This window comes from Deinococcus sp. KSM4-11 (assembly GCF_004801415.1).
Classification (GTDB): Bacteria; Deinococcota; Deinococci; order Deinococcales; family Deinococcaceae; genus Deinococcus.
This window is the reverse complement of record NZ_SSNX01000002.1, coordinates 71,357-88,622: the sequence shown is the minus strand read 5'-3', so window position 1 is coordinate 88,622 and position 17,266 is coordinate 71,357. Positions and strand designations below refer to the sequence as shown.

The following is a 17,266-nucleotide window of genomic DNA, read 5'->3' as shown; positions in this document are numbered from 1 at the left end:
CTGCGGCCCCTGTGAACCCCCTGTGAACGCAGTGCCCACGCTCGATCCGGCGTCCAGCCTGGCATGGCCACTGACCCGGCTGATGTGGATCGTGTTCGCGCTGGGCGGCGCGGTCTTCGTGGCCGTGGCGACCTTCACCGCGTATTACGCGTGGCGCTACCGACACCGGGGCGCGCGGGGCGAGCCGCCGCAGATTTTCGGCAACGCCCGCGAGGAAGTCCTCTGGATGGTCGGTGCCGCCGCACTCCTCGCCGGTCTGTTTGCCCTGGCGTGGTGGACGATGAACCGGGTCGACCCGGCCCCCCCCGCCGGGCGCACTCCCGACGTGATCGTGACCGGCCACCAGTGGTACTGGGAGGCGGCGTACCCGGCGGCCGGCGGCCGGGGGGCCGTGCGGGTAGCAAACGAGGTCCACATTCCCGCCGGTCAGCGCCTACTGGTCGAGCTGCGCAGTGCCGACGTCATTCATGACCTGTGGCTGCCGCGCCTGGGCCGCAAGATGGACGCCGTGCCCGGCCAGTCCAACTGGCTGTGGCTGGAGGCGGATCGGCCGGGCCGCTACGGCGGAACGTGCGCGGAATTCTGCGGCGCGCAACATGCCTGGATGCGCCTGGACGTCGTGGCGGACGCTCCGGAGGCCTTCGGCGCGTGGCTGGCGGCCCAGGCCCGATCGGCCGCGCCGCCGTCCGTGGCGGCCGCCCAGGCGGGGGCCGCCCTGTTCGCGCGCGAGGGCTGTGGCACCTGCCACGCCCTGCGCGGCGTGGGTGCGCGCGGCGGGCCGGGGCCAGACCTGACCCACTTCGCCTCCCGGCAGATCATCGCGGGGGGCGTCCTGACGAACACGCCCGCGAACCTGCGCACGTGGCTGCGCGCCCCGCAGGCAGTCAAGCCCGGCACGCGCATGCCCACGTATCCCCTGACCGACGCCGATCTCGGCCACCTGGGCGCCTACCTGGGCGGGCTGAAGTGAGCCTCATCCTGCCGACCTCGCCGCCCGAGTCGGGGCGGGTCGCCCGCTGGCTGGCGAGCACCGACCACAAGGCCATCGGGATCCTGTACGTGCTCACGGGCATGGTGTTCATGCTGCTGGGCGGCCTGGAGGCGCTCGCCATGCGCGCGCAGCTCGCCCGGCCGAATGCCACGCTGATCACCGCGCAGACCTACAACGAGGTGTTCACGCTGCACGGCACCACCATGATCTTCTTCGTGGTCATGCCCATGCTGCTGGGCTTCTCGAATTACCTGGTGCCCCTGCAGATCGGCGCGCGGGACATGGCCTTCCCGCGCCTGAACGCCTTTGGTTTGTGGCTGACCGTCATGGGCGGCCTGCTGCTATACGCAAGTGTGCTGGTCGGTCCGGCCGACGCCGGGTGGTTTAGCTACGCGCCCCTGAGCGAGAAACCGTACGCGATGGGCGAGGGCACGGACTTCTGGATCGCGGCCCTGCTGTTCGCGGGCTTCGGGACGACCCTCACGGCCATCAACGTGATCGTCACGGCGATCCGCTACCGCGCGCCGGGCATGGGTCTGTGGCAGATGCCGATGTTCGCGTGGATGGCCTTCGTGAACGCCTTCATCATCACCTTCGCGCTGCCGTGCCTGTCGGCCGCGCTGCTGATGCTGGAAGTGGACCGGCGGCTGGGCGGGCATTTCTTCAGCCACGGCGGGAGCGCGCTGCTGTGGCAGCATTACTTCTGGCTGTTCGGGCACCCGGAGGTGTACATCATGATCCTGCCCGCGTGGGGGATCATCAGCGAGGTCATCCCGGTGTTCTCGCGCAAACCGATCTTCGGCTACGAGTTCGTGGCGGGTTCCTCGGTCGCCATCGCGCTGCTGTCCTTCGCGGTGTACGCGCACCACATGTTCGTGGTCGGCCTGGGCCGCCCCGTGAACCTCGCCTTCGCGGCGAGCACCATGCTGATCGCCATTCCGACCGGCGTGAAGGTCGCCAACTGGGTCGCGACCCTGTGGAAGGGCAGCATCCGCTTCGAACTGCCGATGCTGTACGCGCTGGCATTCATCGTGCAGTTCACTTTCGGCGGCGTGACCGGCGTGAGCTTCGCCGTGCTGCCCATCGACTGGCAGGTCACGGACTCGTATTACGTAGTGGCGCACATGCACTACGTCCTGATGGGCGGCACCATCTTCGCGCTGCTCTCAGGTCTCCACTACTACTTCCCCAAGGTCACGGGCCGCCACCTGACCCGGTCGCTGGGCATGTGGTCGTTCTGGCTGGTCACGCTGGGCTTCAACGGCGTCTTCCTCGTGCAACACGCGCTGGGCCTGATGGGCATGCCCCGGCGGGTGTACACCTACCCGGACCTGCCCGGCTGGGGCCTGCTGAACGTCCTCTCGACCCTCAGCGCGGGCCTGCTCGGGGTCGGGATGACCATGATCCTGTGGAACATCCTGCGCAGCCTGCGGGTGGGCGAGGTCGCCGGGGCCAACCCCTGGAACGCCTGGACGCTGGAGTGGTGGTGCGCCAGCCCGCCGCCCCCCGGCAACTTCACGGACCTGCCCCCCATCCGCTCGCGCCGCCCGCTGTGGGACCTCGCGCATCCCGAGGACACTGATGCCGACCGGCCCCGCCGCCACGACCAGACGCACGGCCACATCCGCCCCGAGGAACGGGAGCATCACCAGTGAGCGCCGCCGCGGCCCCTTCCGCCCGCCGCCCCGACGCCTACTGGGGCATGGCGGTGTTCCTGGTCACCGACGCCGTGATCTTCCTGCTGCTGCTGGTCGCGCACGCGTTCCTGCGCCGCCAGGGGCACGGGCCGGGCGCCGGGGCCCTCTCGGCCGCGGCCATGCTGCCGTGGAGTGCGGCGCTGTGGGCATCGAGCGCCGCGCTGGTCCTCGCCCCGCGAGTCCGGAGGGCCTGGGCGAGCGCGGCGCTATACGGCCTGGGTGCCCTGCTCGGCGCGGCCTTCCTGCTCGGTCAGGGCCTGGAGTACCGGCACCTCCTCGCCCAGGGCCACACGGTCACCAGCGACCTGTTCTTCACGGGCTTCTACACCCTGACCGCCCTGCACGGCCTGCACGTGTTCCTGGGTCTGCCGCTGCTGACCGCGCTGGCCACCCTCGCCGCGCGGGGCCGCCTGACCGAACGCCGCGCCGGTTTCCGCGAGGCCGCTACCCTCTACTGGCATTTCGTGGACGCCGTGTGGGTCGTGCTGTACGCCGCGCTGTACGTGTGGGGCGGCCCGTGAGCGCGGTGGGACGCTGGGAGGGGCGTCCTGCGGTCCGGCCGCTACCCTCCACCGGGGCCCTGCTCGCCCTCCTCGGCGCGGTCGCGCTCCTCGTGCGGCCCTGGCCCGGCTATCCCTTCAGCGCGTGGATGGGCGCGCACCTGCTGCTCAGCTTCGCGGCCGCGCCCCTGCTCGTCCTGGCGCGGAGGGTTCAGAGGCCGGTCGCTCCCCTGCCGGCCTTCGTGACCCTCAACACCGTGACCGTGCTGCTGCACCTGCCCACCGTCCATGGGCGACTCATGACGGTTCCCGGCGGCACCGTCCTGGCCGGTGCGCTGTTCCTGCTCTCCGGCATAGGCCTGTGGCAGTCGGCCCGCACCCGATCCCCTCTGCGGGCGGCCGGCCTGCTGGGGGCCCAGATGGCCGCGTGTGCGCTCACGGGCGCCCTGGTGACCTTCACGCGCGGCGCCGTCTACCACACCACGGACGCGGACGTCGCCCTCGGCGGCGTGCTGATGTGGGTCGTGGGCGGCCTCGTTCCCATGGCGGCCACGCTGGCCCTCCTCCTCGCCTTCCTGAACGGAGACCGCGCATGACGCAGCCTGACCCGACTCCTGAGCCCACCCCGACGGTGCTGACTCCACCACCTGAGATGCGCGAGGTGGCTCCCACCCCGGCCCCCCTGCTCCTCGCGAGTGGCCTGGCCGTCCTGGCCGTGGGCGTCCTCGTCCAGCAGGGCGCGTGGGTGCTGGCCGTGGGGAGTCTGTGGGCCCTCGCCGGCGGCGTGATGTGGGCCCTGGCCGCGCTGCGGGAGAGCCGGTGAGCGGGGACGCCGGATCGGCCGACCCCCGGCGCCGCCGCGTGTTGACGCTCGTGGGCCTCGGGACGGGCGGCCTGGCGGCGCTGGCCGTGGGCGTGCCCGTCGGCGCGGCGGTGCTGCAGCCCGCGTGGCTGCGGCGCGGCGCGGCGTGGCGGGATGTGGGCGTTCCCGGTGACTTCACCCCAGGCGTGGCCCGGCTGGTGATCTTCGACCGGCCCGGTACGACTCCGCATGCCCAGCTCACGACGGGAGACCTGCGCCGGGACACCGCGTGGGTCACGCGCGAGGACGGCGGCTGGCTGGCGCTTCAGAACAATTGCCTGCACCTGGGCTGCCCGGTGCGGTACCAGCCGGGCAGTCGCCTGTACCTGTGCCCCTGCCACGGCGGCGTGTACGACGCGCGCGGCGTGAACCTGGCCGGGCCGCCCCGCGCGCCCCTGGTGCGTCTGGGTGTCCGCGAGCAGGCGGGCCGCGTGCAGGTGCGCGCCCAGGCCCTGCCCCTGCCGGATCTGCTGGGACGGCCCCGGTGAGCTCCGGTCAGCGCGGCGGCCTGCTCGGCTGGCTGGAGGAGCGGACCGGTCTTGTCCGTGCCGTGACCGCCCTCATGGATCACCGGGTGCCGCGCCGCAGCCGCTGGGCGTACGTGTTCGGCAGCGCCACGCTGTTTGCCCTCGTCCTCCAGGTCGTCACGGGCATCACGCTCGCCATGGTCTACACTCCCTCTCCGGCGGCCGGGTACGAGAGCGTGCAGCGGCTGAGCGCCCCGGGCAGCGTCACGGCCTTCGTGCGCGCCCTGCATTATTTCGGGGCTTCACTGATGGTCGTGATGGCCGGAATCCACATGATCCGCGTGTACCTGATGGCCGCGTACAAATACCCACGGGAGGTGCAGTGGCTGTCGGGCGTCGTGCTGCTGCTGCTCACCCTGGCCATGGCCTTCACGGGGCAGGTCATCCGCTGGGACGGCAACGGTTACTGGAGCCTGGTGGTCGGCGCGGAGCAGGCGGCCCGCGCCCCCGTGATCGGGCCGTGGCTGGCACGGTTCCTGCTGGGCGGCGACACGCCCGGCGTGGACACCCTGCCGCACCTGTACGCCCTGCACGCGTTGTGGCTGCCCGCCGGTCTGCTGGGTCTGGTGGCCCTGCACGTGGGCCTGGTGCTCCGCAACGGCATCAGCGAACCGCCAGTCCCCGGGCGTCCAGTCGACGTCCGAACGTACAAGCGTGACTACCGGGCGCTCGTGCAGCGCGACGGCGTGCCCTTCTGGCCGGACGCCGCGTGGCGGGACGCGGTCTTCGGCAGCCTGATGATCCTGCTGGTGAGCGTCCTGGCCTGGCGGCTGGGCCCGCCCCTCCTGAGCGGCCCTCCCGATCCGTCGGTGGTGGCGGTCGATCCGAAACCCGACTGGTACCTGCTGTGGTACTTCACGGTGCTCGCGCTGTGGCCCTACGGGATCACCAACGTCATGCTGATCGCCGCGCCCACACTGGGCATCTTGGCCCTGCTGGCGCTGCCGCTGCTGCGGCCCGCCGGGGAACGCGCGCCGTCCCGGCGACCGTGGGCGCTGGGCATCGTGGGCGTGTGCGTGGCGGTGATCGCCTCCCTGACCGCTGTCGGACTGCGCGAACCGTGGTTGCCCGCGCTGGACGCCCCCGCCCTCCCGGCCGCCACCGTGCACAGCCGCGACCCGGCCGTGTGGCGCGGCGCGGCCCTGTGGCACACCGAGTCCTGCGAGGCCTGCCACCGGATCGGGGGGCTCGGCGGGCAGCGGGGGCCGGAGCTGAGCACGGTCGGCGCCCGCCTGAATGCGGATCAATTGACCCTGCGCATCCAGAACGGGGGCAGAGGCATGCCCGCCTACGCCGGGGTGCTCAGCACCCAGCAGCTCACGGATCTCGTCGCGTTCCTCCACAGCCGCCAGTGATCCCAGCACAGCCCCTATGCGGGCGGTCAGCCGGACTCGGCGTCATCGGCAACTGGCCTCGGCAGCGTGAAGCCGAACACGGCCCCGGCCTGACCCGGACTGTGGGCGAACACCGTGCCGCCATGCTTGAGCACGATCCGGCGCACCGTGGCCAGTCCCACACCGGTTCCCGGAAACTCCCGGGGCGTGTGGAGCCGCTGGAACACCGCGAACAGCTTGTGCGCATAGCGCTCGTCGAAGCCCACGCCGTTGTCCTGTACCGTGACCGTCCACCCGGTCTCGGAAGGCAAGGCGCGCACCGTCAGGTCGCTGCTGGCCTGCCCGCTGGAGTACTTCACCGCGTTGCTGATGAGGTTCGTCATGACCTGCTGCAGCAGCGCTGGATCCGCCCACAGGTCGAGGTCGGCGTCCACGGTCCAGCGCACCTGCCGGTCCGGGAACTCCCGGGCCACGTCCTGCCGGGCCTGATCGATCAGCCCGCCCAGGTTCACCCAGCGCGGCGTGAAGCCGTCCCGACCTGCCCTGGAGAGCTCCAGCATGCCGTCGATCAGGGTGTTCATGCGCTGCGCCGCCTCGGACACGATGTCCAGCGACCGCAGCGCCTTGTCGACCTGCTCCCGGCGCAGCGCCGTGCGCGTGAGCTCCACGAACCCCATCACGTGCCGCACTGGCGTCCGCAGGTCGTGCGACACCGAGTAGGCGAAGGCCTCCAGTTCCTCGTTCGCGGCGCCCAGCGCCCGCGTGCGGGCCTCGAGGGCCTCGTTCTGCTGCCACAGCGTGGCGGTCACGGCGGCGCGCTCCAGCGCCAGCGTCAGGCTGCGGCCCACGGCACGGAACACGGCCTGCTCGCGCGGTGTCCAGCTTGGCGCGCGGGTGATGCCCATGACCAGCAATCCGGCGGCGCGTCCATCCACCACGCAGGGATACACGGCCGCCGCGCGGTACCCGGCGGCCAGCGGCAGGCCCCGCTCCGGGCCGTGCCAGTCCGGCAGGAAGAACGCGTCTCCCTCGGGCATGGCCCGCGCCGACCCCGGCGGCTCGACGGGCACGCCGGATTCGAGCTGCGCCAGGAGGCCCGCGTCCATGGAAGGCGAATGCGCCCGCACCTTCCACAGATCCCGGTCGCGCTCCATATACAGGACGCTCACCTCTGCCAGCGTGTGCTCCAGGGCGTCGACCGCATGGAGGGCGAGCAGGTGCGGTTCAGGCTGGGCTCCCGCCACTTCCGTGAACGCCACGAACGCGTCGAGCGCGGCCCGCTCCTCCTCCAGCTCGCGGGTGCGGTCGGCCACCCGTGCCTCCAGCGTGGCGTTGAGGTCGTGCAGCTCCTGCTCGGTCTGCCGCTGCGTGGTCACGTCACGGACCAGACTGTAGAAGTGCCGGGCCTGGCCAGCGGGGTCGTGTTCCACGAAGACGTGCTGCTCCAGCCACAGCAGCCGGCCATCCGGATGGCGGAACCGGAAGTGGATCTGCCCCTCCGTCGCCGCGCTGTCCGCCAGGGCCGTCAGGGCCGCCACCACCGTGTCCCGGTCGTCCTCATGCACGTCGCCGAGCATCTCGGCCAGCGTCCGCTCCGTGTCGTGCAGGCCGAGCAGCGCCCGCAGTTCCGGGGATCGCCGCCCGATCCCGGTCATCAGGTCATACTCCCAGATGCCCAGCCGCGCCGCCTGCAGGGCCAGCCGGAACCTGAACTCCGGATCCTGCAACTCGGTCATGCGGGCATGATACGGGCCCGTGGATGGACCATCCCCGGACGTCCTGTGGCGTCATCGCCTCCGGCCCGCCTCGACTCCATCCTGGCGCCCACGCCCGGCTGCGGCCGCGTGAAATGATGGCCGGCGTGGATCCACCCGTTGCCGGCCACCCCGCCCCGCTGCTGCCCGGCGGCTTCCTCCTGACCCGCGCTGGACACGGCGGATGATCCCACGGCCCACCGACGGTTCGGTGCTCGGCTTTGGAGAAGCCCTGCTCAAGTTCACGCTGCCGCCCACCCATCGGCTGGAGGACATGACCTCCCTGAATGCCGACTGCGCCGGGGCGGAACTGAACGTGGCCACGGCCGTGCGGGCGCTGGGCCGTCCCGCCGCGTGGGTGGGGGCGCTGCCTCCGGGGCCGCTGGGAGACTGGGCGAGAACCTGGATCGCGTCGCTCGGCGTGACGGACGACAGCCTGAGCCTGCCGGGCCGCCTGGGCACGCTGTACCTCGAGGATCATCACGCCCCCCGCCCCAGCCGCGCCGCGTACGACCGCAGCGGCACGGCATTCCAGGCCCTCAGCGCCGCTCACCTGGATCCCCGCTGGCTGGAGGGCCGCGCGGCGCTTCACGTGAGCGGCATCAGTCTGGCACTCGGCGATGGACCGCGAGACCTGGCCCTGGCGCTCATCGACCACGCCCGCGCCCAGGGCACCCTCGTGTCCTTTGACGTGAACCACCGCCGCCTGCTGCTCGCCGACGCCGCTGCCCCCGCGACCTACGGCCCGGCCGCTGCCCGGGCCGACGTGATCTTCACGGCCGCGCGAGACGCACCCTTGCTGGGCGGCGTGGCCGGCCTGCGCGACTTGAATCCGCACGCGCTCATCGTGGTCACGCGCGGCGCTCAGGGCAGCGAGGCGCACCTGAACGGCGGCGAGGTGGTCACGCAGCCCGCCTTCCAGGCGACCGGGCCGGGCCGCGTCGGACGGGGGGACACCTTCGCCGGGGGGTTCCTGCACGCCTGGCTGAAGGGCGCCGCGCCCGCCGACGCCCTGCGCTACGCGTCCGCGTGTGCCGCGCTGAAGACCACCCTGCCGGGGGACCGGTTCCGCGCCAGTGAGGCCGACGTGCAGGCGGTGCTGGTGGGCGGTGAACAGGGTGAACCGCGCCGCTGAACCCATGCTGGAGGCCGGGTCACCCCTTCGACCGTGGCCCATGACTCGGTCGGCCCAGCCACCCCCCGGGCGACCCAAGGAGACCCCCATGCCTGACCTTCCCACCCTGCTGCGCCGCCACCGTCTGCTCGCCATCCTGCGCGGCGTGCCGGCCCTCCACGCTCCCCGCCTGATCGAGACCCTGCGGGCGGCGGGCATCGCACTCTTCGAGGTGGCCCTCTCGGACGCGCTTGGACTGGACGCCCTGAAGGCCGTGCATGCCGCCCACCCGGATCTGATGCTGGGCGCGGGGACGATCCTCACGCCAGCACTGGCGGCCCAGGCGCAGGCGGCTGGCGCCAGCTTTCTGGTCACGCCGCATCTGGTACCGGACGTCGCGCACGTCGCCAACGAGAATGGGCTGGGCCTGCTGATGGGCGCGCTCACACCCACTGAAATCGTGCAGGCACTCGCGCTGGGCAGCGCCGCCGTGAAGGTGTTTCCGGCCGGGCTGTTCGGCCCGGACTACTTCCAGCAGCTGCGCGGCCCGTACCCGGACGCGCCGCTGCTGGCCGTGGGGGGCGTGACCGCCGGAAACCTCGGTGCCTACCTGGCGGCTGGCGCGCTCGGCGCGGGCATCGGCGGGGCCCTGACCCACACCGACTGGAGCGCCCCGGACTGGGCGTCACTGCACTCCGGCGCGGCTGCCCTGGTCGCCGCCGCCGGCCTGGGAGACAGCCTATGAAGATCACGCGCCTGGAAACGTTCGTCGTGCCGCCCCGCTGGCTGTTCCTGAAGATCGAGACAGATGAAGGCGTGAGCGGCTGGGGCGAACCCGTCGTGGAAGGCCGTGCGCACACCGTGCAGGCCGCCGTACAGGAACTCGCGGATCTGCTCGTCGGACAGGATCCGGCGCGCATCGAGGACCTGTGGCAGGTCATGCACCGGGGCGGCTTCTACCGGGGTGGCGCGGTGTTCATGAGCGCCATTGCCGGGATCGACCAGGCGCTGTGGGACATCAAGGGTCGCGTGCTCGGCGCGCCGGTGCACCAGTTGCTGGGCGGCCCCGTGCGCGACCGCATGCGCGTGTACTCGTGGATCGGCGGCGACCGCCCGGACGACGTGGCGCAGGCCGCCCGCGCCGCGCACGGGGCCGGCTTCACGGCCATCAAGATGAATGCCACCGAGGAACTGAGCTACCTCGACGTGCCGTCCAAGCTCGACGCCGTGCTGGCCCGAGTGCAGGCCGTACGCGACGCGACCGGCCCGGATTTCGGGATCGCTGTGGACTTCCATGGGCGGGTGCATCTGCCCATGGCCCGCGTCCTGGCCCGCGAGCTCGACGCCATGCGCCTGCTGTTCATCGAGGAACCGGTGCTCAGCGAGAACGTCGAGGCGCTGCGCGAGGTGCGGCGCGTCACCACGACGCCCATCGCGCTGGGCGAACGCCTCTATTCCCGCTGGGAGTTCAAGACCGTGCTGCACGAGGGGCTCGCGGACATCCTGCAACCGGACCTGTCGCATGCGGGAGGCATCACGGAAGTCCGCAAGATCGCCGCCATGGCCGAGGCGTACGACGTGGCCCTCGCGCCGCACTGCCCACTCGGGCCGATCGCGCTGGCCGCGTGCTTACAGATTGACGCGGTGGCGCACAACGCCGCCATCCAGGAACAGAGCCTCGGCATCCACTACAACCAGGGCAGCGACCTGCTGGATTACGTGACCGACAAGGGTGTGTTCGCCTACGAAGGCGGCTCCGTGGCCATTCCGCAGGGGGTGGGGCTGGGCATCGAGGTGAACGAGCCGCACGTCCGCGAGCAGGCCAGCGTGGGCCACCGCTGGCGCAACCCGCTGTGGCGGCACGCCGACGGCAGCGTCGCCGAATGGTGACAGCTTGGCGTGGCCCGTGGGCCGCCCGGTCGCTCGCCGCCAGGCTGACCCGACTCGACAGCACAGTCAGCAGGAGGGGCTCCCGGATCAGCTCTTGGTGCAGTCGAGTTTCACCCGGAAGCTCGGGGTGGGCGACGTGTACGCCACGCCCGAGGGCGCCGCACCGGCCGCGTTGATCTCGACCAGGAACTTCGACGCCGCCGCCAGCCCCTTCGCCGAGGTGGCCGAATCGGCGTAGAACGGCAGGGTCAGGGTGGTGCCCGCCGCCTGGGGCAGGGACTTGAGCGTCACGTTCTGGTACTCCTCGGAGGTGAGCGTGCTGCCGTCCGCGAGCACCAGGGTCAGCGTCTTGACGCCCGTGTTCAGGGCGTCGATGGTCTTCGCGGTGCCGTTCTTCCACTCCAGGTTCAGGCTGTACCCCTTCTGCTGGCCGTTGTACCGCGTGATGGGCTGCACGGATTTCACGGTCAGGCGCCACACGCCGTTGAACAGGGTGTCGCCGATGCAGCCCTCCAGCGACGCGCGCTGGTTCGCTCCGCCTGGCGTGGCCGCCGCCTGGGTGCCCAGCGTCAGGGTGGTGCCCTTGAGACTGGACGCCACTCCGAGCAGCTTCAGGGCCGACAGGGGGACGTACGTCTTGCCGTTCACGACGATCGCCTGATCCGGCGCGACCTGCCCGCCCACGATGACGGCGTACTGGGTGCCGGCTGCCAGGGCCAGCGTGCAGAGGGCGGCGAGGGTCAGGCCGGCGATGGATCGGATGGACATGGGGTCTCCTTGGGCGTACCGCAGGTGGAATCGAATGACCGGGGCGGGCGGTCCACTGGCCGCGCCGCCCCGGACGCTACAGATCAGTTGATCTGCACCGCATCGTAGGTGCACTGTCCAGTCCACACCGTCGTCGGCCCTTTGCTGCGGGCCGGATCCGGGGCGTTCACCCGCACCGTGATCCGGCACGGCTGCGTGACCTCGACGGCGTTCGCATAGTTGTGCAGCGGGAAGGTCGAGCTTCCGGAGGCCAGCGTGCGGTACAGCACCGATTCGCCCCGTTCGTCTGTGATGTACAGCGTCCAGTCGTAGGTCAGGGCCTCGTTCTGGGGATTCTCTACCTGCACCTGCGCCGAGTACCGCTGGGGCGGCGCGCCGATGCCGAAGGTGCAGCCGGTCTGGGCCAGGATGATGGTCGTTCCATTGGAGACGGCGGTGTCATAGCAGCCACGGATCGCGCCGCTGCTGTGGAAATCATGCGCGTACACGCCGGCGCTCAGGACGCGGGGGTAGGGATTCTCGGACGGCGGCAGCACCGTCAGGGTCAGGGTCTGCGAGGCGCCCGCACCGTCACGGTCCGTCGTGGTCACGCGAACCTGCCGGCTGCCGGTCGTGCCGAAGGTGACCTTCTGATTGCACCCGGTCGCGCCGCTGAGCGTATCCGGAGCGTCGACCGCCCACGTGGTATTCGCGCATACGACCGTGCTGTCGGGTTCGTTGATGTCCTTGATCAGCGCGGCGATCGGGTACGGCTCACCCTGGTGCGGACTGCCCGCCGCCTGCAGGGTCAGGGTGGGCGGCGTGTTCACGACGTTCACGACCAGCGTGGCGCGCGTGTCGGTCGCGCCGGTGTGCGCCACGAGGGTCATGGTGCGGCTTCCGGCCGACGTGAAGGTGTAGTACAGGTTCTGGCCGAAGGGACCGCTGTTCCACGGGCCGGAGTAAATAGGTTCACCGCGGTCCGTGGTGACGGTCAGGCTGATGGCCGCGCCCACCGCCTGCGAGACCTTGAACCACTGCGACACGTCGGTCTGCACGCGCAGGTCGGCGCGGGCCGGGTTGGTGGTGATCGCGATGTTCGCCGCGCCGCCCGGCGTGGCCTGCTCGCGCGTCCAGGCGTCCGAGCGCCTCGCGTCGAAGTCCAGGTAGCTCAGGCGGTTGAAGTACTGCTTGACGTACTCCACCGGCACGTACCAGTACCCGGCGTCCGCGACGTTGCAGCCCCAGGAGTTCTTCACGATGAAGTACCCGCCGCCTCCCGGCGCCAGTGGAACGCCCCCCAGCAGCGGATTGGCGCTGATCGAGGTGTTGTCGATGTACCCGACGATCAGCACGGCGTGCCCGCCGTACGAGCCCTTGACGTCCTTGCCGCCCTCCAGCTTGGTGGCGCTGAAGTTCGTGACGTAGCCCTGGCCGCTCGCCGCGTCGTCCATGAAGCCCCGGTACACCGTGAAGCTGGCCAGCAGCGCGTGGCCGTCGGCCATCAGGGCCACGTAGCGGTTGAGGTCGAAGGTGTCGCCGCTCTTCCAGGCCTGCACCGTGTGGTTGGCATGCACCCCGGGGCCGTCGAAGCGCACACCGTTGTACGCGCAGAACGTGAAGACCACGGACGTGCAGCTCTCGCGGCTCTGGTGCGAGGAATCCGAGCACGTGCCGGTGTAGTTGTCGCAGGAGTGGGCATACGAGTCGCTGTCTCCGGCCTTGTACTCCGGGCGGTTGGGCGAACGGTTGTACGTCCAGCCGCCCTCGCCCAGCAGCGCCTGCCCCTTGTCCGTGGCGAGGTTCAGGGCGTTCTCCGACCAGTACCCGTCCACGTAGTTGTCCTTGTCCCAGTCCTGTTTGACCTTGTTGACCAGGAACTGCTCAGACAGGTTGGTCGCCGAGCCGTTCTGCACGGCCTCGCGGCTGTCCAGCGCGGCCACGGCGGCAAACGCCCAGCACGTGCCCCGTGACCCCTGGTCCTTGATGGGCGAGAGGAAGTTCTTCAGGGGATACCAGAAGCTCGCTCCGATGCCGCCCGGCGAGCTGCACGGCCCGTTGTTGTCGCTGCCATTCCCAGCATTGAGCGTGCCCTGGGGGCTCAGGCGGCCCGCCGGATCCAGCCGCACGCGGCCCAGGTTCGGCACGCTGCCGAGCAGGCCATTCAGGTGGCCCAGCGCGGCCCGCACCTGCGACGCCGGCTGGCCCTGCAGGCTGGACGGACTCGCCGCCCTGGCCTGCAAGGCGGCGGGCATCAGACTGTACGACACGGCGTAGTCCCTCAGGGCGTTGGCCGAGCTGGCCGCGAGGCGTTCGGCGTCGGCCGCGTCGCGCAGCTGCGTGGCGATCCCATTGAGCGTGACCGTCTGCCCGCCCGGCAGGGTGGCCTGCTGGTCTCCTCCCGCGTCCTGCACTCCGCTGGCCGCAGTGAGGAGCGCCGTCTCATACGGACTCTTGCTGGAGAGGCCCTGCAGGAACGAGCGATCCTGGTCGAACTGATCCTGCCGCGCCTTCGCCTGCGCCGCCAGACTGGCCGTCGAGACCACGGTCAGGTCCCCGGAGGCCACGCGGGCCTGGAACTCCTGCGGGCTGAGCTGCTCGGCCCCGTCCGGCATGCTGCCCGTCCAGGCGTTCGGTTCGGTGTAGAGCGTGGGATCCGGCGGCGTCGTGGACGACGGTCCCGAACACGCAGTGAGGGCCACCAGCAGCGCCAGCAGGCCTGTTCGTCTGATCACATTCATGGTTCACTCCAGAAATCCCTGGTGATCCCGCCCGCCTCACGTCACGCCCTCCTGCCGGCACAGGCGAGGGCGGAGCGCCGCTTCGGCGGCGCGATCCGGCGGTGGACTCGTGCTATCCGGCTCGTGTGGTCAACCTGCTGCTGCGGCGTGGCGCGTGATCCCCCCGGATCTCACCACCAGCGTCCTCATTCAGGCGCTGCTCGGGCGCCCGGCTCCCTCCTTCCTCCCCGATTGTGCTGGCCGGGGGGTAACGGGCGGGTCAGCCGACGGCGCCGTTGCGCCGATCCGAGTAGATCGGCGCCCGGCTCAACCGCCCTATCCGGCCAGGCCGACGCTGCCAAGGCGGCCGATGTGGCCGTCCAGCGCCTGCCAGTCGGGCTGGGCGGTCGGCCGGCTGTACAGGTAGCCCTGTCCGAAGGCGCAGTGCATCTCGCGCAGCATCAGGTCGTGCATGCTGGTCTCGATGCCCTCGGCGACCACGTCGATATTCAGCCGGCGGGCCAGTTCCACGACGCTGTGCGTCAGGATCTGCTGACGGTCGCTGCCCTCGATGCCCCACACGAACGTCCGGTCGAGCTTGAGGTGATGGATCGGCAGGTGCTGGAGCATGCCCAGCGCCGAGTAGCCGGTGCCGAAATCGTCCAGGGCGAGTCCGAAGCCCAGCTGCCGCAGGGTCGTGAGCGTCGCGACGGCGGCCGTGAGGTTCTTCAGGACGGCCCCCTCGGTCACCTCGAAGGCCAGCAGCTCCGGCGCGTCCGGGTGGACGGACAGCAGCGTGTAGACGCGGTCCATGAAATCCGGGGCGTTCAACTCGGTGGGGGAGAGGTTCACGGCGATGCGCACGGGGCGCCCCAGCAGGCCGCTCGCGCGGCGCGCCTCGACCAGCGCCGCCTCGATGACGAAATCCGTGATGCGGTGCACCTGACCGAGCCGCTCGGCGATCGGAATGAACTGATCCGGCGGCACGACCCCCAGTTCCTCGTCGATCCAGCGCACCAGGGCCTCGGCCTTCACGATGCCGCCCGTGTTCAGGTTCACGATCGGCTGGTACTGCACCGTGAACGGCAGGTACTTCAGGGCGTGGCGCAGGCGGGCCTCGGTGCGCAGGGTTCGGCGCTGCTCGATCAGGTAGGTGACCTCATACGGCGCGAGCTTGCCTTCCTGGGCGGCCTGCAGGGCCGTCTCGGCCTCCTGGAGAACGGTTTCGACCGGCGTGTCGTCGGGCCACGCGCGCGCTCCGGCCTTGACCTTCGGGAAGACCTCCTCACCCAGCACGCCCACCGGGTGCAGCAGGCGTCCCGGCAGCTCATCGGAGCCGTGCGGCAGGAGGGCGACGAAGGTCTGTTCGTCGAGCTGCCCGAACTGCAGCGCGTCCGGGTAGGCGGCCATGAGTTCCCGCGAGAACCTCACGGCCAGGGCGTCCGCGAGCTGCGCGCGGCCCAGCCGCCGGAGTTCCGTGATGTTCACGCACTGCGCGGTGACCACAGTGCGCTCTGGCGTGGCCGGAGAGTGGGCGGCCAGATGCTGGAAGTGCAGGCGGTTGGGCAGGTTCGTCAGCGCCTCGAAGCGGGACAGCCGGTGCAGTTCTTCCCGCAGTTCCTGACGGTCGGTCACGTCGGCCAGCACATACAGGATGCCGGTCAGCTGCCCATCCTGGAACAGACCCTGGGCGCGGCTGCGCAGCCACACGACGCTGCTGTCGCGGCGGGTGATCTCCGTGATGGTCTCCGTGACGGTGGTGGCACCCTGCATGATCTGCATGAAAGACTCCGCGCGCACCCCGAGCGCGAAGCCCTGGGCGCTGCGCGAGCTGACCGTGCCCGTCAACTCGTCGAGCGAACCCGGCGGGGGGCCGGTCCAGTGCAGGAGATCCAGCGTGCGGGCGTTGACCGTCAGGATGGCCCCATTCAGATCCAGCAGCAGCAGCCCCTCATCGAGCGTGTTGATGATCTCGGCGTGACGGGCGGCTGTGCGGCGCAGCTCCGCGCGGGCCTGCTCGCGCTCCGTGACGTCGTTCATGGCGACGACCGCGCCGATGCGCTGCCCCTGAGCGTCGCGGATGGGATTGGCGTTGCAGGTCATCACGCGCCGCACGCCCCCGGTCTCCACGCCGATCACCGCGTCCCGGACGGCCTCCCCGGACAGGGCGCGGTACAGAGGAACGTCCAGCAGGTCGAGGTGCCGGGCGAAGTCCGGGGTGTACAGGCCATATTCGCGCGCCCAGTCGGGGGCGAGGGTCGCGAGCGGGGTGCGGCCGTGCAGGCGGGTGGCGCCGTCGTTGTGGCCCACCAGTTGTCCGTCGGCGTCGCACACGATGACCTGATCGTTGAGGCTCTCCAGCAGGGCCACGTGCAGGTCACGTTCCCGCGCCAGATCTGCCGTGCGTTCCTGCGCCAGCCGGTCGAGCGTGTGGCTGCGGCGCAGCTGGACGTCGCTGTACAGCGCGGCGGCGACGACGACCAGGATGATGGCGGCGGTCGCCAGCCCGATGGGTGAGAGGGGCGCGAGGGGTGCCGCCGCGCTGTCTGGCAGGAACCGCAGCATGGTGTGTTGCACGCCACCGATCAGCAGGCCATTCCCCATGGCGATCAGTGCCAGCGGCCGGGCCGGGGGCCATGGTCTGGCGCGGCTGGCCCGTCCGGCGAGCCACGACGCACTCCAGCCCACCACGCTCGCGGCCAGCAGCGCCGCCACGGCGGCCCACGTGACACTCACGCCGGGAACCTGGGCCACGCCGGCGGCCAGCGACAGCACCACCGCGATCAGCATGCCCGTCGAGGTCAGGGCGGGCCGGTTCGCGGCGTAATGCCGGTACCACAGGAACAGACCACAGCACAGGGCCACGGCCGCCAGCCCGCTCAGGGCGAGGTGAATGCCGGGCAGGTTCACGCCCCGCCGACTGAGCAGGGCCATCTGGACGCCCCACACCCCGCCGGCCAGGATCGTCCCGGCGGCGAGCGCCTGCCGCCGCCCCCGTCCGCGCTGCGCGATCCGGTCGAAGGCCGGCACGCCGAGCACGAGCGCCGCCAGCAGCACGACCCCCATGCTGGTCAGGGTGGCCGCGGCGGCTGGGAAGGCGGGAGTCACGGTGCTCTCACGATAGGTGGAG

General features: G+C 71.0%; 14 protein-coding genes. 10 read left to right on the top strand and 4 right to left on the bottom strand.

Going from position 1 to position 17,266, the window contains the following annotated elements; all coding sequences use genetic code 11:
- Nucleotides 1-22 precede the first annotated feature (22 nt).
- The 7 genes from coxB to E7T09_RS07545 are packed head-to-tail and all read left to right on the top strand — an operon-like array spanning nt 23 to nt 5,932.
- Nucleotides 23-970, top strand: a complete 948-nt coding sequence (gene coxB / locus E7T09_RS07575; RefSeq protein WP_136388587.1) for a cytochrome c oxidase subunit II — start codon at nt 23-25, stop codon at nt 968-970.
- Nucleotides 967-2,646 (top strand): cbb3-type cytochrome c oxidase subunit I, encoded by a 1,680-nt coding sequence (locus E7T09_RS07570; RefSeq protein WP_240741676.1) that lies wholly within the window; start codon nt 967-969, stop codon nt 2,644-2,646. The genes coxB and E7T09_RS07570 overlap by 4 nt, the downstream gene beginning before the upstream one ends.
- Complete coding sequence (locus E7T09_RS07565) at nt 2,643-3,209, top strand: cytochrome c oxidase subunit 3 (RefSeq protein WP_240741675.1); 567 nt, start codon at nt 2,643-2,645, stop codon at nt 3,207-3,209. The genes E7T09_RS07570 and E7T09_RS07565 overlap by 4 nt, the downstream gene beginning before the upstream one ends.
- Nucleotides 3,206-3,784: a cytochrome c oxidase assembly protein gene (locus E7T09_RS07560; protein WP_240741674.1), complete on the top strand. Its 579-nt coding sequence runs from the start codon at nt 3,206-3,208 to the stop codon at nt 3,782-3,784. The genes E7T09_RS07565 and E7T09_RS07560 overlap by 4 nt, the downstream gene beginning before the upstream one ends.
- Nucleotides 3,781-4,011, top strand: coding sequence for a hypothetical protein (locus tag E7T09_RS07555; protein ID WP_136388586.1), 231 nt, complete (start codon nt 3,781-3,783; stop codon nt 4,009-4,011). Before E7T09_RS07560 ends, E7T09_RS07555 begins: the two co-directional genes overlap by 4 nt.
- On the top strand, nt 4,008-4,538 hold the full coding sequence (locus E7T09_RS22200) for a ubiquinol-cytochrome c reductase iron-sulfur subunit (RefSeq protein WP_168734751.1): 531 nt from the start codon (nt 4,008-4,010) through the stop codon (nt 4,536-4,538). The genes E7T09_RS07555 and E7T09_RS22200 overlap by 4 nt, the downstream gene beginning before the upstream one ends.
- Nucleotides 4,535-5,932 (top strand): cytochrome b N-terminal domain-containing protein, encoded by a 1,398-nt coding sequence (locus E7T09_RS07545; protein ID WP_240741673.1) that lies wholly within the window; start codon nt 4,535-4,537, stop codon nt 5,930-5,932. The genes E7T09_RS22200 and E7T09_RS07545 overlap by 4 nt, the downstream gene beginning before the upstream one ends.
- Nucleotides 5,933-5,958: 26 nt before the next feature.
- On the opposite strand, the gene E7T09_RS07540 is transcribed toward E7T09_RS07545, so the two are convergent.
- On the bottom strand, nt 5,959-7,647 hold the full coding sequence (locus tag E7T09_RS07540; RefSeq protein ID WP_136388584.1) for an ATP-binding protein: 1,689 nt from the start codon (nt 7,645-7,647) through the stop codon (nt 5,959-5,961).
- 202 nt (nt 7,648-7,849) lie between these two features.
- Between E7T09_RS07540 and E7T09_RS07535 the strand changes: the two genes are divergently transcribed.
- The 3 genes from E7T09_RS07535 to dgoD all read left to right on the top strand — a co-directional run bounded on the left by E7T09_RS07535 (nt 7,850) and on the right by dgoD (nt 10,669).
- Nucleotides 7,850-8,800, top strand: a complete 951-nt coding sequence (locus tag E7T09_RS07535; protein ID WP_136388583.1) for a sugar kinase — start codon at nt 7,850-7,852, stop codon at nt 8,798-8,800.
- An 88-nt stretch (nt 8,801-8,888) separates the two neighbouring features.
- Nucleotides 8,889-9,524 (top strand): bifunctional 4-hydroxy-2-oxoglutarate aldolase/2-dehydro-3-deoxy-phosphogluconate aldolase, encoded by a 636-nt coding sequence (locus E7T09_RS07530; RefSeq protein WP_136388582.1) that lies wholly within the window; start codon nt 8,889-8,891, stop codon nt 9,522-9,524.
- Nucleotides 9,521-10,669: a galactonate dehydratase gene (gene dgoD, locus E7T09_RS07525; protein ID WP_136388581.1), complete on the top strand. Its 1,149-nt coding sequence runs from the start codon at nt 9,521-9,523 to the stop codon at nt 10,667-10,669. The genes E7T09_RS07530 and dgoD overlap by 4 nt, the downstream gene beginning before the upstream one ends.
- Before the next feature lie 87 nt (nt 10,670-10,756).
- Here the strand turns inward: dgoD and E7T09_RS07520 are convergent, their stop codons facing one another.
- From E7T09_RS07520 to E7T09_RS07510, 3 genes are all read right to left on the bottom strand, one after another.
- A complete protein-coding gene (locus E7T09_RS07520) occupies nt 10,757-11,437 on the bottom strand; it encodes a hypothetical protein (protein ID WP_136388580.1) in 681 nt (226 codons plus the stop codon).
- A gap of 83 nt (nt 11,438-11,520) precedes the next feature.
- Nucleotides 11,521-14,157 (bottom strand): C1 family peptidase, encoded by a 2,637-nt coding sequence (locus tag E7T09_RS07515; protein WP_136388579.1) that lies wholly within the window; start codon nt 14,155-14,157, stop codon nt 11,521-11,523.
- Nucleotides 14,158-14,472: 315 nt separating this feature from the next.
- Nucleotides 14,473-17,244 carry a bifunctional diguanylate cyclase/phosphodiesterase gene (locus tag E7T09_RS07510; protein ID WP_136388578.1) on the bottom strand — a complete coding sequence of 924 codons (2,772 nt, stop codon included), beginning with the start codon at nt 17,242-17,244 and terminating at the stop codon, nt 14,473-14,475.
- Nucleotides 17,245-17,266 lie beyond the last annotated feature (22 nt).